This window comes from Selenomonas sp. oral taxon 138 str. F0429 (assembly GCF_000318175.2).
Classification (GTDB): domain Bacteria; phylum Bacillota; class Negativicutes; order Selenomonadales; family Selenomonadaceae; genus Centipeda; species Centipeda timonae.
In genome coordinates, this window is the sequence record NZ_KB290929.1 from 25,226 (window position 1) to 39,362 (window position 14,137).

At 56.7% G+C, this 14,137-nt stretch carries 14 protein-coding genes and 1 riboswitch; of the genes, 5 read left to right on the forward strand and 9 right to left on the reverse strand.

Features of this window, described 5'->3' with window-relative positions; translation table 11 throughout:
• Positions 1 to 2: 2 nt before the first annotated feature.
• Genes HMPREF9163_RS00785 through tgt form a run of 3 tightly spaced genes read right to left on the reverse strand, consistent with a single transcriptional unit; the run spans position 3 to position 2,046 of the window.
• Positions 3 to 620: a 5-formyltetrahydrofolate cyclo-ligase gene (locus HMPREF9163_RS00785; RefSeq protein WP_009439708.1), complete on the reverse strand. Its 618-nt coding sequence runs from the start codon at positions 618 to 620 to the stop codon at positions 3 to 5.
• The gene (gene yajC / locus HMPREF9163_RS00790; RefSeq protein ID WP_009439709.1) at positions 620 to 898 is read right to left on the reverse strand and encodes a preprotein translocase subunit YajC; all 279 of its coding nucleotides are present in this window, start codon (positions 896 to 898) and stop codon (positions 620 to 622) included. The genes HMPREF9163_RS00785 and yajC overlap by 1 nt, the downstream gene beginning before the upstream one ends.
• Positions 899 to 924: 26 nt before the next feature.
• Complete coding sequence (gene tgt / locus HMPREF9163_RS00795; protein ID WP_009439710.1) at positions 925 to 2,046, reverse strand: tRNA guanosine(34) transglycosylase Tgt; 1,122 nt, start codon at positions 2,044 to 2,046, stop codon at positions 925 to 927.
• Between the two features lie 163 nt (positions 2,047 to 2,209).
• Positions 2,210 to 2,361, forward strand: a riboswitch (molybdenum cofactor riboswitch).
• 88 nt (positions 2,362 to 2,449) lie between these two features.
• On the opposite strand from tgt, the gene HMPREF9163_RS12280 reads away from it, so the two are divergent.
• Entirely contained in the window at positions 2,450 to 3,250 is an 801-nt protein-coding gene (locus tag HMPREF9163_RS12280) for a TonB-dependent receptor (protein ID WP_009439712.1), read from the forward strand.
• A gap of 13 nt (positions 3,251 to 3,263) precedes the next feature.
• Positions 3,264 to 4,448, forward strand: a complete 1,185-nt coding sequence (locus tag HMPREF9163_RS12285; RefSeq protein WP_009439713.1) for a TonB-dependent receptor — start codon at positions 3,264 to 3,266, stop codon at positions 4,446 to 4,448.
• A 65-nt stretch (positions 4,449 to 4,513) separates the two neighbouring features.
• Here the strand turns inward: HMPREF9163_RS12285 and HMPREF9163_RS00805 are convergent, their stop codons facing one another.
• Positions 4,514 to 5,293, reverse strand: a complete 780-nt coding sequence (locus HMPREF9163_RS00805) for a Rossmann-like domain-containing protein (protein ID WP_009439714.1) — start codon at positions 5,291 to 5,293, stop codon at positions 4,514 to 4,516.
• Between the two features lie 84 nt (positions 5,294 to 5,377).
• Here HMPREF9163_RS00805 and HMPREF9163_RS00810 point away from each other — a divergent pair, with 84 nt between their 5' ends.
• The 3 genes from HMPREF9163_RS00810 to HMPREF9163_RS00820 are packed head-to-tail and all read left to right on the forward strand — an operon-like array spanning position 5,378 to position 8,249.
• On the forward strand, positions 5,378 to 6,439 hold the full coding sequence (locus tag HMPREF9163_RS00810) for an ABC transporter substrate-binding protein (protein WP_009439715.1): 1,062 nt from the start codon (positions 5,378 to 5,380) through the stop codon (positions 6,437 to 6,439).
• Positions 6,436 to 7,449, forward strand: coding sequence for an iron ABC transporter permease (locus HMPREF9163_RS00815; RefSeq protein ID WP_009439716.1), 1,014 nt, complete (start codon positions 6,436 to 6,438; stop codon positions 7,447 to 7,449). The genes HMPREF9163_RS00810 and HMPREF9163_RS00815 overlap by 4 nt, the downstream gene beginning before the upstream one ends.
• A 14-nt stretch (positions 7,450 to 7,463) precedes the next feature.
• Positions 7,464 to 8,249 carry an ABC transporter ATP-binding protein gene (locus HMPREF9163_RS00820; RefSeq protein ID WP_009439717.1) on the forward strand — a complete coding sequence of 262 codons (786 nt, stop codon included), beginning with the start codon at positions 7,464 to 7,466 and terminating at the stop codon, positions 8,247 to 8,249.
• A gap of 62 nt (positions 8,250 to 8,311) precedes the next feature.
• Here HMPREF9163_RS00820 and HMPREF9163_RS00825 read toward each other — a convergent pair whose 3' ends face one another.
• The 5 genes from HMPREF9163_RS00825 to trmD all read right to left on the reverse strand — a co-directional run bounded on the left by HMPREF9163_RS00825 (position 8,312) and on the right by trmD (position 14,111).
• On the reverse strand, positions 8,312 to 9,604 hold the full coding sequence (locus tag HMPREF9163_RS00825; RefSeq protein WP_009439718.1) for a nitrogenase component 1: 1,293 nt from the start codon (positions 9,602 to 9,604) through the stop codon (positions 8,312 to 8,314).
• On the reverse strand, positions 9,597 to 10,904 hold the full coding sequence (locus HMPREF9163_RS00830) for a nitrogenase component 1 (protein ID WP_037345532.1): 1,308 nt from the start codon (positions 10,902 to 10,904) through the stop codon (positions 9,597 to 9,599). Before HMPREF9163_RS00830 ends, HMPREF9163_RS00825 begins: the two co-directional genes overlap by 8 nt.
• A gap of 42 nt (positions 10,905 to 10,946) precedes the next feature.
• Positions 10,947 to 11,813 (reverse strand): shikimate dehydrogenase, encoded by an 867-nt coding sequence (locus HMPREF9163_RS00835; protein ID WP_009439720.1) that lies wholly within the window; start codon positions 11,811 to 11,813, stop codon positions 10,947 to 10,949.
• A gap of 7 nt (positions 11,814 to 11,820) precedes the next feature.
• Positions 11,821 to 13,278 (reverse strand): nicotinate phosphoribosyltransferase, encoded by a 1,458-nt coding sequence (locus tag HMPREF9163_RS00840; RefSeq protein WP_037345535.1) that lies wholly within the window; start codon positions 13,276 to 13,278, stop codon positions 11,821 to 11,823.
• A 92-nt stretch (positions 13,279 to 13,370) separates the two neighbouring features.
• Positions 13,371 to 14,111 (reverse strand): tRNA (guanosine(37)-N1)-methyltransferase TrmD, encoded by a 741-nt coding sequence (trmD, locus tag HMPREF9163_RS00845; RefSeq protein WP_009439722.1) that lies wholly within the window; start codon positions 14,109 to 14,111, stop codon positions 13,371 to 13,373.
• Positions 14,112 to 14,137: the final 26 nt, after the last annotated feature.

A 14,137-nucleotide genomic window follows, 5' to 3' on the forward strand; every position in this document is an offset into this window, starting at 1 on the left:
CCTCACACCTCTTCCTCAAGGTAGTATCCATTGCAGGAAATCATGCGCCGCTCGGTCAAAATGACATCGACGCGGGCGTCCTGCACACCCATCGGTACAGCAGGAACAATCTGAAAATCAAAGGCGAGCACAACCCGCACTGCATTTCCCGCACGCGGCAGGAAACGGTCATAGTAACCACCGCCCAGCCCCAAACGTCCGCCGTCCGAAGAAAATGCCGCTCCCGGGACAATGATAACATCAATCTCCTCGGGGGGGACAATGCTGCCGCGCGTGGGATCCGGTGTTGCTATACCGAAAACACCGTCCGTCAGCGCATCCATCGAGGGCAGCTCCCGCGCCTCCATCGTCCCCCTGCCCGTGATCTCAGGCAGGACGATACGCCGCCCGTCCGCGAGCAGGATCTCCATAAACGGAACCAGGTCAATCTCCTCTGCCATGGAGGCGTAGAGCATAATGGTTTGCGCTGCCTTCAACACGGACAGCTGTGCCACGCGCGCACATATTCTGCGGCTCGCCTCTTTGCGCTCCTCAGCCGAAAATACACGGCGACGGGCAAGCATTTCCCGCCGCAGTATGCTCTTTTGTTCCGCTAAAATCTCATCTGCCACGCACCGCATCACTCGGGCGTATTCACAGCACTGATTGCCGAGCGTTCAAAGACGATGTTCACGCCGTCTGCCACACGCAGCGTCACGCTTTTATCATCAAGTGCCGTGATCTTGCCATGCATCCCGCCGAGCGTGATAATCTCATCGCCAACTTTCAGCGCGGCAAGCATCGCATCACGTTTCTTCTGCGCCTGCTTTTGCGGACGATAGAGAAGAAAATAAAAGAAGAGCACCAATATGATAATGGGCCCCCACGAGCTCAGCTGTGCCATCATTTCTGCATCCATAAATACAACTCCTTCATTTAATAACCTTATTTTTTATGATAGTGATTCATAAAATCGTGATAAAATGCGGAGAACGTCCCCGCGATAATCGCCGCACGCATACGCCGCATGAACTCCTGCAAGAAGTAAAGATTGTGCAGCGTCAGGAGGCGCAGACCAAAGATCTCCTCGGCACGCACGAGATGACGGATGTATGCCCGTGTATAGCCGTTGCGGCAGGCATAGCAGCCGCATCCCTCCTCAAGCACCGTATGGTCGTGCGTATGCACGGCGTTCTTCATCACGAGCCGCCCCGTCCACGTCATCGCCATACCGTTGCGCGCCACACGGGTCGGGAAAACGCAGTCGAACATATCGATTCCATGCCGTACGCCCGTGAGAAGATAGTCCGGCGTGCCGACACCCATGAGGTAGCGCGGCTTGTGCTCCGGCAGGAGCTCCACCGTGTAGGAGAGGATCTCCTCCATCAGCTCGTGCGGCTCGCCGACACTCAGACCTCCGATGGCATAGCCCGGCAGTTCAAGTGCCGTTACCTCAGCGGCGTGCCACGCACGCAAGTCGCGGTACATACCGCCCTGCACAATGCCAAAAAGCCCCTGTCCCTCTGCATCCGCCATTGCGTCACGGCAGCGCACGAGCCACCGCTGCGTGCGCTCCGTCGATGCCTTTGCATAGGTGTGGTCGGCAGGATACGGGATACACTCGTCGAACGCCATGACAATATCCGAGCCGAGTGCTTTCTGCACCTCCATCGATACCTCGGGCGACAGAAACTTCTTCGAGCCGTCGATGTGCGAGCGAAATGTCGCGCCCTCCTCCGTGATCTTGCGGAGATCGCCAAGGCTGAACACCTGAAAGCCGCCGCTGTCCGTGAGGATTGCACCGTCCCAGTGCATGAACCGATGCAGCCCGCCCGCCTCGCGCACGAGCTCCATGCCGGGGCGGAGAAAAAGATGATAGGTGTTGCTGAGGATGATGCCCGCACCAAGCTCACGCAGTTCGTCAGGCGATACGCCCTTGACCGTCGCCTGCGTGCCCACGGGCATGAAGATGGGCGTCGGAAAGCTCCCGTGCGGCGTGTGAATCACGCCCGCACGTGCGCCCGTCGTCTCGTCTTTGCGAATCAGCTCATATGTTATCGCTGCCACTCATGCCCTCCCATCTCAAAACACCCTGTATCATAACACAAAAGCGAGAGATTTTCAAAACACAAATCCATGGGAATCGCTGATAAGATGAAGTTCATTGATTTCAATCGAAAATAAGGATTGACAGTATTACATACAATTTGATAGAATTAATCCGCAATTAAATAAATTTGTTTTCCGAGCAAAAATATCTAAGGGCAGTTTGCCTATGATATTTCGCCTGAGCAAGCGTTCTTTTGAACACTTCTGCTCACAGGGTTGTCAAAGAAATGCGACAGCCTTCCCGTATCGAAAAGGAAAACGACAGGAACGGACTGCTTCTTTGTCATGCAGGGACTGTTTGTCGTGCGCTTCGTACGGGAAACAGTCTATTTTTGTGTGATGAAGAAAAGGAGAGGTATTCATGAAGCGAACACGGAAGTACCAAACCGCCCTCGTGGCAGCCGTCATGGCAGGATTTGCATTTCTGCCGCAGGCATACGCCGCCGACACGGAATATGAGACTGACACGGTCAAAGTCGAGGCAGAGGGCGTTGACAAGTACCTTGTGACAACGAACACGATCACGGAGCAGGAGATCAAGGAGCGCGGCTATCGCGACCTTGCCGACATCCTCTCGCAGATCCCGGGGCTTTATATGGCGCCTGCCGACAAGAACAGCAAGATGGTGCGCATCCGTGGCGCGGAGGTCGGGCAGACGAAAGTCTATATTGACGGCATCCCTGCGTTTCCTCTCAACGGTATTGCTACGAATGCAGCGGCTGATCTTTCGACGATTCCGGCAGACAGCATTGCAAAGGTCGAGATCATCAAGGGACCGGGACCCGTACAGTATGGCACAGACTACAAGGGCGGCGTCATCCTCATAACAACGAAGGACGGTAAGGGTGCAGGGAAATTCCATCTGAGTATCGCCGGTGGCTCCCATCATACCTATGATACACGCATCGGATATAGCGGCAGCGACAAGAATATCAGCTATGCACTGAATGCATCAAAGCGTCATACGGGCGGCTATCTGCCGAATGCGGAAAACGACAAGCTGTACTTTGACGGTAAGATTAAGTTCAAAACGAGTGACAAGTCCTCTCTCATATTGAGCGGATATTACTCCGATATGGACAAGCGAGATCTCCAACGGTATCGATCCACAAACGGGAAAAACACTGACTGCAGATATCAACTGGTCAATCAATGTCGATGATCTTTCAGATGCTATGCAGAAGTCATATAGAAAGAAGAACAAAACGAACAACTGGCATTACAAGGGGTTCAAACAGAGCAACACTGCACTCCAGTACGAAAGCCGTCCCAATGATCGGTGGCAGTATGATGTGAAATACTATCATCTGATTGATGAGAATAATCTGTGGGTGCACAATCTCTTGGCAAGCGACGGCGGAGCTCTTCCAAACTATAACAATCCCCGCAGACCGGAATGGTATCGCAGTGGCTGGTTCTCCACAGGAAACGGCATTGAGGCGAACGCTTCCACCGCACTTGGCGACAAGCACCAACTGAGTTTTGGGGCAAAGTACGTCAAGATTGACTGGCATACGGATTCCAACAACCTCTCCAAAGGGGATGAGGGAACGGATAAGCGCACAAGCTTCTACCTTGAAGATGCGTGGAGCTTTGACGCAAAGACGCGTATGACGCTCGGCGTGCGCCATGAGTCCCTGTCACAGGATGCAAATAATGTAAAGAGTACGGATCGTGCAACGGATCCTGTCCTCAATATCACGCATGATCTGACGAAAGCGGATACCCTGCGATTCTCGGCAGGACGCACGCATGTCTTTGTGCAAGCAAAGTCAGCAGCTACCAATATTCGTGCCAATGTGGCTGTACCGAAGCCGGAACGCGACCGCAATTTTGAGCTGGACTGGAAGCATTGTTTCAGTCCCAAGGCAGAACTCGATCTTGCCGTATTCTATACGGATGTAACGGATCGCATTGTGCGCCTTGTCAAAGGAGGTCCGTTTTATAATATCGATCAGACCAAGATTCGCGGGGCAGAACTTGGCTATCAGCACAAATTCACACAGAAATTGTCCGCCTTTGCCAACTATACATGGATGAGCGCGGAGGACAAGTCAAATGGGAAAACGACAGATGCTGCCGGTATCCCCCATCAGATGATGAATCTCGGGCTGACCTATCGCGAGGGCAAATGGCGCTCCACCCTGCTCGGACGTGCTGTGAACGGATGGACGAATGGTGAAAAGTATCCGAACAGCTCCGGCTACTTTACGGCAGATCTCGATCTGCGGTATGAGCCGCAGACGGATCTCGGTGTCTTCCTGCGCATTAACAACATCTTCAACAAAGACTATCAGGACAAGCTCTATCATCCGGCAGAAGGAGCAAACTTCCTCCTCGGCGTGGATATGACGTTCTAATCGCTCGACATAAAACAGAGTTGCTGTACGCTTTGAGAACGTACGGCAACTCTGTTATGTTGTATTCAGACAAAATGTGGAAGAACGTCCGCCATCTTTCCACAGCTGGCGATGTCGGTTCCATAGCCGAAATGCACGAGATCGGCAGCGAGCGCGGCATCGGTTGCGGTGAATCCCGAGAGCCCATTTGCACCGTAGTCAAAAAGACATGGATGCATGGGCACGGAGGGACCAACGAGGACAGTCACGGCATTCTTTGAGAGCTCTAAGAGGCGCGGCATAGTCTTGTTGGCAAAGGTCGCCCCTGTCATAAAGACAAAGTCCTGCTGCGGCAGAAGGAACTCTGCCGCTTCCGCCGGGTAGTCCCCCCACTCGGGCTGCATCTCAAGGATGGAGAGCTCGCATATCGATTCCCATTTCTTTTGGAAGTTCGGAAAGTGACCGATGACAGCGACTTTCTTGCCGCGAATTTGCTCCGTATACATGGCGAATGCTTCCAGCTTCTTGCGCTCATCCAGTGTTTCGGCGGACGCATCCTCGCCGTGGAATCCCTGCATCGCCTCCACCTTGGACGGCTGATTGTAAAATGCGTTGATGGCGGCAGCGGCGATGGATGCCTCCTGCCCTTGCCACGAGCGCACGTACTCTCCCGCCTCGCGCAGCGAACAGCCGAGAAAGCTCTCCTTTCGTAGACGCGGGCGGCTGTACGCAGGGATCGTCATGCAGATGCCGACCAAATCCCCTGCACGCACATACGTCCACGGGCGTCCGACGGCATAGTCGTCGATATAGATGTCCTGCGGCAATCCGTCGATGATCTCATCGTAAAGATTCCAGTAGTTCACGAAAATACCTCCTCACAGATCTGTTGCCCCTAGAATAACACAGCGATTCAGCAGATTCAACTGTGAACAGAGAACGAAAGGAAGATGATTGTGAAAAAAAGAAATGCACTGCTCACCGTATTATTCCTCCTCCTCGTACTACTCGTCGGATGCGGCCAGGAGACAAAGGAGAACTCTGCCTCTGAAACCTATACGTTTACGGATTCCGCAGGACGTACGGTCGAGCTTCCAAAACAGATTGATCGCATCGCACCATCCGGCGGTCTTGCCCAGATGGCACTCTTTGCCATTGCTCCGGACAAGCTCGTCGGTATTTCCGGACAGTGGAAAGATGCTGCGCTCCCCTATGTAGGGGATCAGTACCGCGATCTTCCCGTGCTCGGTCAGTTTTACGGCATGAAGAATTTCAACAAGGAGGCGGTGCTCTCTGTCAACCCGCAGGTCATTATTGACGTGGGGGAGAAAAAAGCGACCATTGTCGAGGATATGGATCAGATTCAGGCATCGCTCGGCATTCCTGTGATCTTCATCGAGGCGCGGCTCGACAATACCGATGAGGCATATCGTACACTGGGGAAAATCCTCGGCCGCGAAACGGAAGGAAATGCACTCGCTGACTACTGTCACACGGTGTATGCACACAGCACGGAACTCGCTGCAAAAAAACAAAACAAGCCATCACTGCTCTACCTTGGCGGGGCACAGGGCAATATGGCAGTCGTCAAAGGGTCGTTCCATGCACAGATTGTTGACCTGCTTGCCGATAACATTGCAGTGACAACAGCACCAGCCGAAGGCTCGATGAGTCAGGTGTCGATGGAGCAGATTCTCGCATGGAATCCTGAGGTTCTCGTGATCGCAGCCGAAACAGAAGTAGACTTCGCCGCCCTCCCATGGCGTGAACTGCGTGCAGTGCAGTCACAGCGCGTTCTGCGCGTGCCATCGAAGCCATACGATTGGATGGGGCGTCCCCCCTCCGTCAATCGATTTATGGGGCTCTCATGGCTTGCGGCGCGTCTCTATCCCGAGGAATCCGGAATTAATCTGCACGAGGAGATGAGAGCATACTATCGTCTCTTCTATCACTACGAACTAAGCGATGCGGAGTGTGATGCATTGCTCGCACGGGATCGTGTCCTCCCATGAGCAGCGTTTCACCGCAGTTCAAACTCACCATATTGCTGTTCCTGCTCATTGCGATGATCTTCATTTCCTTCCTGCTAGGGCGATTCCATCTCAGCGCAGCGGATGTCATTTCTGTATTCGGCGGCTGGATGGGATTTGTGCCGGAAACACGCAGTGCCTCTCACGTCGTGATGGAACTGCGCCTTCCGCGCATCATCGGGGCGGTCATGGTGGGGGCGGCACTCTCTGTCTCCGGAGCAGCCTATCAGGTGATGTTCCGCAACCCGATGGTCTCCCCCGCAATTCTCGGTGTCTCGGCGGGGGCAGCATTTGGGGCGGCAGTCGCGATCCTGTGGAGTGTGCCCTCCTTTTTCGTCCATGCGGCAACGTTTCTCGGAGGGTTGTGCGCTGTTGGGATCACGTACGTGATCGGCGCAAAGTTCTGCCGCGGCGGAAACACAACACTTGCGATCATCCTTTCGGGCATCATTGTGAGCACGCTCTTTACATCGCTGCTCTCCATGATTAAGTATGTCGCCGATCCATATGACAAGCTGCCTGTCATCGTTTACTGGCTGATGGGCAGCCTCGCCGCTATATCGCCGGACAGCCTTTTCTTTCCGCTCGTATTTATGGGCGCGGCATTTATCCCCCTCTTTCTCCTGCGATGGCGGATCAATCTGCTCTCCTTTGGCGATGAGGAGCCACAGACTCTCGGGATTCCCGTGGAACGACTCCGTCTCATCGTCATTCTCTGTGCCACGCTCATGACGGCGGCAGCCGTTTCGCTATCCGGCATCATCGGTCTGGTCGGTCTGATTGTGCCGCATCTTGTGCGCTTTATCGTTGGACCGGACTTCCGCTTTCTCTTGCCTGGGTCGGCACTGATGGGCGGGCTGTCCCTGCTTGCCTCGGATAACCTCGCACGCACCCTGTGGACAATGGAGATCCCGCTTGGGATTCTCACATCACTCTTCGGTGTCCCGTTCTTTCTCTATCTGCTGGTCAAATACCATCATGGCTGGGACTGAGGAGGAATCGGTTGATGCTTGAACTAAAAAATGTTTCCTGCGGCTATGGGAGCGTTCCCATCTTCCAAAACATTTCCTTTTCTGTCGAGCGAGGGCAGACGCTCTGTCTGCTCGGTCCGAACGGCGTTGGAAAGACGACGCTCTTCAAGACGATTCTGGGGCTGCTCACCCCCCTTGCGGGTGATGTATTTCTATCTGGTGAGAATATGTCCGCGTGGACCGTGGAGGAGCGAGCACGCCGCATCGCCTATGTTCCGCAGACACACACGCCCCCGTTTCCATTCACAGTCCGCGATGTTGTGCTGATGGGGCGGGCAGCCCACATCGGCAGTCTCGGTATTCCCGGAAAAAAGGATCGCAAAATTGCTGACAACGCACTAGAGATGCTCGGCATCGAACATCTTGCAAACAAGATCTATACAAAGATCAGCGGCGGAGAGCGGCAGCTTGTCCTCTTGGCACGTGCGATTGCGCAGCAGCCGCAGCTCCTCTGCATGGACGAGCCCACGGCGAGCCTCGATTTCGGCAATCAGGTGCTCGTGATGAACCGCATCCGTACACTCAGTGCAGCGGGGATCACGGTTATGATGACGACACATGCACCAAGTCATGCCTTTTACTGTGCAGATCAGACTGCCATCATGGGGCGGGACGGCGTGTTTTTCGTGGGACAGACAAACGATACAATCACAGAGGAACGACTCACAAAACTGTATGGGGTCACCGCAAAGATTGTCGGGTATGAACACATCCCCGAGACACGCACCTGTGTCCCCCTCCCACCACAAGCTCATCAATGAGAAACGGGGCTGCTGCACGAAAGAAATGTGCAGCAGCCCCGTTTTTTCATAGAGCAGCCATCTTATCCATGTATACCTGCGCGGACAGACAGTTCCCGCCTGAGGACGCTCCCGTTCCAGAGCATGTCCTCGATGTGCCGTGCGCCGCGCAGTCCCATAAACGGCTGATCCGAGATGTGAAGCCGATCCACGACAGGATAAGAGACGGGGACGTAGAGCATCCTGCGCGGGTCGGCAAGCACGGACTCGCTGCTGCTCCCCATGAGCAGACCACGCTCCATCGCCGCGAGCACGCCCTGTGCCCGCGCCGTATCGGTCTCCGCGAGCTGCTCGTCCGCGATCTTTACGGCAGCAGCGTCCTCGCGCAGCTGCGCTGCAACCGCGAGGTGGCGCACATCCGCCCACTCCGTCCGCAGTGCCTCGGCAAGCCCCCACGCCGACGAGCGCGGTGCACGGATGAGCGCGGTATCAAAGAGCAGCTCTCCCCACGTATTCTTGAGATCGTTGATCCGCAGGAAGTCCCTGCGCTCCGCCGCCGCAATCTCCTCCATGGCATCCTCGCCGCGTACGGGCGGCAGTGCGGAAAAGATCGCCGCAAGCCACCGCTTCGTCCCTGCGCGGCCGTACGGGGGAAGCGGTGCGATATACGGCGTGCCGCAGTGCTGTTCGATGTGCTTTGCCGCTGCAAGCCCGAGCTCATCATGCACAACGATATTGAGCTCCGACTGTGAGAGATCGCCAATGTTCTCGGGTGGCATGTCGCAACCGAATACGTGGCGCACCTCATAGCCCGCCCCCGTCAACAGGCGTACAAGCTCCCGTACATCGTTCTCACTGTTGTAGTAGGACGAGGTCATGCCGATGAGGTTGACCCCGCGCCGCACCTCTCCCCGTGTCTCTCTGAGCAACACATCGAGCGTCGCGCAGGAGGCACGCGCCCATCCATCCGCAAAGCTGCCGACCAGCCCGCCGCTGTCAATGGCGACCACGGGGCAGGTCACCCCCGCCGCGCGTGCAATCGCACCGACATCATCGCCGATCAGACTTGCCGAACTGCCGCTAATGACGGCGAGCAGCGCGGGCGGATGGTCGATATGCGGCTGCAGGGCTTCGCGCAGATACGCCTCCGCACCGAACACAATTGCATCGTTGTCGAGCTGTGTGCACTTCATGCGGTGCGAGATGTCGCTCTGGCTCTGCTCGATGTGCCGCTGCGTAAAGAGATAGCACCACAGCGGGCCGTTGACGATCACGGCACAGCCGCGCACCCCCGCAAAGAACGCCGCCGCACCTGTCAGCGCACAGCTCTCCATCCACACGGACATATCGTCGAAGGAGAGAACCGCCTCATCCATAGATCAGCCCTCCTCTGTCCGTATGCCGATAGAGTACGTGCTCCATATCCTCGATGAGCTGCCGCTCCATCGCCCACCCGACCGTGGGCAGCTTGCCGAGAAGGATCTGCCGCAGCTCCACGTCCACGAGTTCATGCGTGGTAAAGACGAAATCCACCGACCGCAGCAGATCCTCGCTCGCGGGCTCCTCCACCGCAAGGATCGGTACATCCGTGCACTGCCGCAGCCCTTCCTCCACTGCGGTGCGCTGCTCCTCGGTAAAGAGCGCGAGGAGGATGATCCCGGCGAGACGTACGCCCGCCTTTTCGATCAGACGCAGGAGAATCTCGGGCTGCAGCCAGTGCAGTTCGCGCCCGACGACCAGCACTGTGCGCCGCCCGTCAAGCATCTCCCGCGCACGCACGAGAATGCGCTCGAACGCCTCCTCCTCGCATCGGATCACCTCCTCCGCCTCCGACGCACGCCCGCACCGCGCACCGATGCAGCGCAGCCAATGCGCCGTCTCCTCCGCACCGCCCGCAAACGCCTCGGCAAAGTACGGCGTACCGAAGCGCGTATGCAGCTCCTCGGCGAACGCGATGAGCATCTCCTGTTTTTCATCCGACATCGCACTGCCGAGCACAACGAGCAGCTCCGCCTCCGATACCGCCTGTATCTCATCCAGCGGCGTATAGGTGGGAAACTGTACCGTAAGCTGCAGTCCGATCCCCGCGAGCAGCCGCTTCAGCTCCTGCACATAGGAGCTGTAGAAGCCGCCATAGTCCCCGAGAAACGCCACCGTCCCCTGCCGCACCCGCGCGGGTGGATGCATAAAGCGGTCGGTCAGCACACGCGCAACCGAGAGATAGCCGTCAAAGGATTCATTGTCCAAAAAGCCGCTCGTGGGGACTGCCACAACAGGCAGATCGAGTTCCTCCTCCATCTCTTCCGCCACAGCCCGCGTATCGTCTCCGATGATGCCACTCACGCAGGAGCCGCCGATAAAGACAGCATGCGGATGATACTTCTCCACCGCATAGCGGACGCACGCACGCAGACGCTCCGCCGCACCGAACACCGCGTCGCCCTCACCGATGCCGCTTGTGAGGAGCGGTACGGGCGACGGCGGTGCATACGTGCCCGCACCGACCAGACGGTGAAAGCTGCCGACATCCTTTTCACGCACCACATGTGCACAGGAGCGTGGACTGTGAAAGATAACCAGTGCTCCCCGCGCGTACGAGAGCGCCCACCAGACAGCGGGCATACTGCAGCTGCACTGCGCACGCCGCACCCCCGCGCGTTTTACCTTAATTGCCATACTGCTCCACCAAGTCCTCCAGTTCCTCAACCGCCATCGGTGTCAGTACCGCAAAGTATTCCGTGCAAGCTCCTCACGCAGCACGCGCTTCATGAGTTCCACGTCGGGACGTTTCCCCGTCCAGAGATGAAATGCCTCTGCGCCCTGCGCGACAAGCATTGTCTCGCCGTTGATCGTTTCACATCCCCGCGCCCGTGCCTCGCGCAGAAAGCGCGTCTCAGCGGGCGTATAGATCAGATCGTAGACGACCGCAGAGGGCTTTATCATTGCCGCATCCACAGGCGGCATCTCCTCCGTGTGTGGTGTCATGCCCAGCGGCGTTGTCTGCACCACAATATCGGCATCGCTGCACGCAGCAATCCATGCGGCATCATCAAAGGATACCGTCTGCACATCGCCGTCTGCCGCAAAGTCTGCCGCAAGTGCCGCGCCCTTTTCCACGCTGCGAACACCGATTGCGACAGAGGAAACACCGCTGCGCAGAAGCCCCCACAGTGCCGCCCGCGCTGCGCCGCCTGCACCAATCAGTACGGCATTTTTTCCTGTGAGCGCAATCCCCCGCTCCGCAAATCCCGCAAGGAATCCCGCAACATCCGTATTGTACCCGACCAACCTGCCGTCCTCGACCACTACGGTATTCACCGCCTGAATGCGCCGCGCGTCCTCGCTCAGCGCATCCATCAGCGGGATGATCGCCGTTTTGAACGGGATCGTCACGTTAAATCCTGCAATCCCCGCATCATAGAGGCCACGCACCGCAGACGCGAGGGCATCCGCACGCACGGGAAGAGCCGCATAGACATAGTCAAGCCCTGCGGCGTGCAGGGCTGCATTCTGTATGATCGGTGAGAGGCTGTGGGCGATGGGTGCGCCGATGACGGCGAGCAGTCTTGTCTTTCCTGTAATCATATATATCCTAACTATGCTTGCCGCGCATATCGTCGAGCAGTCCCATCTTGATCTCGTAATACATCGGTGTCATATCGAGATAGTGACGGTGCGGATTCTCAAAACGCTGCTCCTCCGGCCAGATCTCCTCCGTCAGCTGCTTTTGCACATAGCGGCGAACCTCTTCCAGTGTCGGCAGCTGCTCCACGCGCTTGCCCGCACGCATATAGGGACGGCGCAGATTCACCGCCGTGACCCCCTCAAAGAAGCGGTTCTTCCACGGCTTGCGCGGGTCAACATAGCGGAACGGCTTCGTGGGATCGATCTCCTCTCCCTGTACGGCGAGCATATCTGCGACCGCCTTGCCGTACCTGTCGTAGATACGGTAGAGATCCTTGAGTCCTGGATTCGTCAGCTTTTCCACATTCTCTGACATCTTGATGCGCGGCGAAAAGATGCCCGCATCCTCCACGGCGACGAGCTTGTAGACCGCACCAAAGACGGGGTCGGACTTCGCCGTTATCAGACGCTCGCCCACACCGAAGCTGTCCACCTGCGCTCCTTGGAGAAGGAGTGAGGAAATCGTAAACTCATCGAGGCTGTTCGACAGGATAATCTTGCAGTCCGCCAGCCCCGCCTCATCGAGCATCACGCGGATGCGCTTCGACAGATAGGCAAGGTCGCCCGAGTCGATGCGTACCCCCGCAAGGCGATGCCCCTGCGGCGCAAGCACCTCATGCGCCGTACGAATGGCGTTCGGAATCCCCGAATGAATGACATCGTAGGTATCGACGAGGAGCACGGTCGCCTGCGGATAGAGCTCCGCATATTTTTTGAATGCCGTGAACTCATCCTCGAAGAACATGACCCAGCTGTGCGCCATCGTCCCCGATATGGGAATGCCGAACTGCTGTCCTGCCGACACCGTTGCCGTCATATCGACACCGCCGATGTATGCCGCGCGTGCGCCGTAGGTCGCAGCGTCCATGTTGTGCGCACGCCGCGCACCGAAGTCCGACACCTTGCGCCCCTCTGCCGCACGCACGATGCGCGAAGCCTTCGTTGCAATCAGGGACTGATGATTGATCTGTGCGAGAATCGCCGTCTCGATCAGCTGCGCGTCAATGATCGGTGCAACAATCGTCATCAGCGGCTCATCGGGGTAGATGATCGTCCCCTCGGGCACGGCATAGATATCCCCGCGAAAGCGGAAGCCGCGCAGGAAGCTCAGGAACTCCTCCGAGAAAAGCTTTTGTGCGCGGAAATAGTCGATGTCCTCATCCGAGAACGCGAGGTTCTCCACGAACTCGATCACGTGCTCAAGCCCCGCAAACACCGCATAGCCGCCCTTGTCCGGAACAGCGCGGAAGAAGAGGTCGAATGCAACGCGCACATCGCCGTGGCATTGATGAAAATATCCGTAGGACATTGTCATCTCGTAGAAATCCATCATCATCGACAAATTTCGCTTATCAAATTGCGTCACAGTAGTGTCCCCCTATCGGGCAGAAAGAAATGGCATAACAATCATTCCTTTGCATTATACCATTTCCTCAAGATTCACGCAAAAAGAGTTTTTCACAGAATTTCATTCTGTCTCGCGAGAAATTTCAAGTCATCGCTCGTCAGTTTTGCCAACGGCAGAAGTTCGGGACGATGACGCAGCGTTGCGAGGAGCGACTGCTCACGCCGCCAGCGTGCAATCTCCGCATGATTGCCGGAGAGCAGGACATCGGGGACGGACTTTCCCTCGAATTCGCGCGGACGTGTGTACTGCGGATAGCCGAGCAGCACATCAAAAAACGAATCCGTCGGTGCAGACGTATCGTCGCCGAGCACGCCCGGCAGCATGCGCGCCGTTGCATCGACCACGAGCATCGCAGGGATCTCCCCGCCCGTCAGCACGAAGTCCCCAACGGAGATGAGACGGTCTGCGAGATCGTAGACACGCGCATCAAAGCCCTCATAGTGTCCGCAGATAAGAATGAGCTGTTCGTATGCCGCCAGTTCCTTTGCCGTCTTCTGCGTGAACACCTCGCCCGCAGGATCGAAGATGATGGTGCACCGCCGCCCCTCACAGTCGGCGGTCTTGGCACGAATGTCACGTACGGCAGCATAAAGGGGCTCCGGCTTTAAGACCATGCCCGCCCCGCCGCCGCACGGGGTATCGTCCACATGACGGTGTTTATCCGTCGAATAGTCACGAAAATTTGTATAGTGAACATCCAATATGCCGCGCTCTGCCGCTCGCCCAATGATGCTCGTGCCGAATACGCCCGCAAACATCTCGGGAAAGAGCGTGACAAGATCGATCCTCATAGCTGCTTCCCTTCTATCTCGTAATG

Bases quoted from the DNA above. Each gene is read 5' to 3' on its own strand.
- HMPREF9163_RS12280 (WP_009439712.1), top strand. From the start codon at position 2,450: ATGAAGCGAACACGGAAGTACCAAACCGCCCTCGTGGCAGCCGTCATG.
- HMPREF9163_RS00810 (WP_009439715.1), top strand. From the start codon at position 5,378: ATGATTGTGAAAAAAAGAAATGCACTGCTCACCGTATTATTCCTCCTC.
- HMPREF9163_RS00825 (WP_009439718.1), bottom strand. From the start codon at position 9,604: ATGGATGAGGCGGTTCTCTCCTTCGACGATATGTCCGTGTGGATGGAG.
- HMPREF9163_RS00815 (WP_009439716.1), top strand. From the start codon at position 6,436: ATGAGCAGCGTTTCACCGCAGTTCAAACTCACCATATTGCTGTTCCTG.
- trmD (WP_009439722.1), bottom strand. From the start codon at position 14,111: ATGAGGATCGATCTTGTCACGCTCTTTCCCGAGATGTTTGCGGGCGTA.
- HMPREF9163_RS00785 (WP_009439708.1), bottom strand. From the start codon at position 620: ATGCGGTGCGTGGCAGATGAGATTTTAGCGGAACAAAAGAGCATACTG.
- HMPREF9163_RS00820 (WP_009439717.1), top strand. From the start codon at position 7,464: ATGCTTGAACTAAAAAATGTTTCCTGCGGCTATGGGAGCGTTCCCATC.
- HMPREF9163_RS12285 (WP_009439713.1), top strand. From the start codon at position 3,264: ATGCAGAAGTCATATAGAAAGAAGAACAAAACGAACAACTGGCATTAC.
- HMPREF9163_RS00830 (WP_037345532.1), bottom strand. From the start codon at position 10,904: ATGGCAATTAAGGTAAAACGCGCGGGGGTGCGGCGTGCGCAGTGCAGC.
- HMPREF9163_RS00835 (WP_009439720.1), bottom strand. From the start codon at position 11,813: ATGATTACAGGAAAGACAAGACTGCTCGCCGTCATCGGCGCACCCATC.
- yajC (WP_009439709.1), bottom strand. From the start codon at position 898: ATGGATGCAGAAATGATGGCACAGCTGAGCTCGTGGGGGCCCATTATC.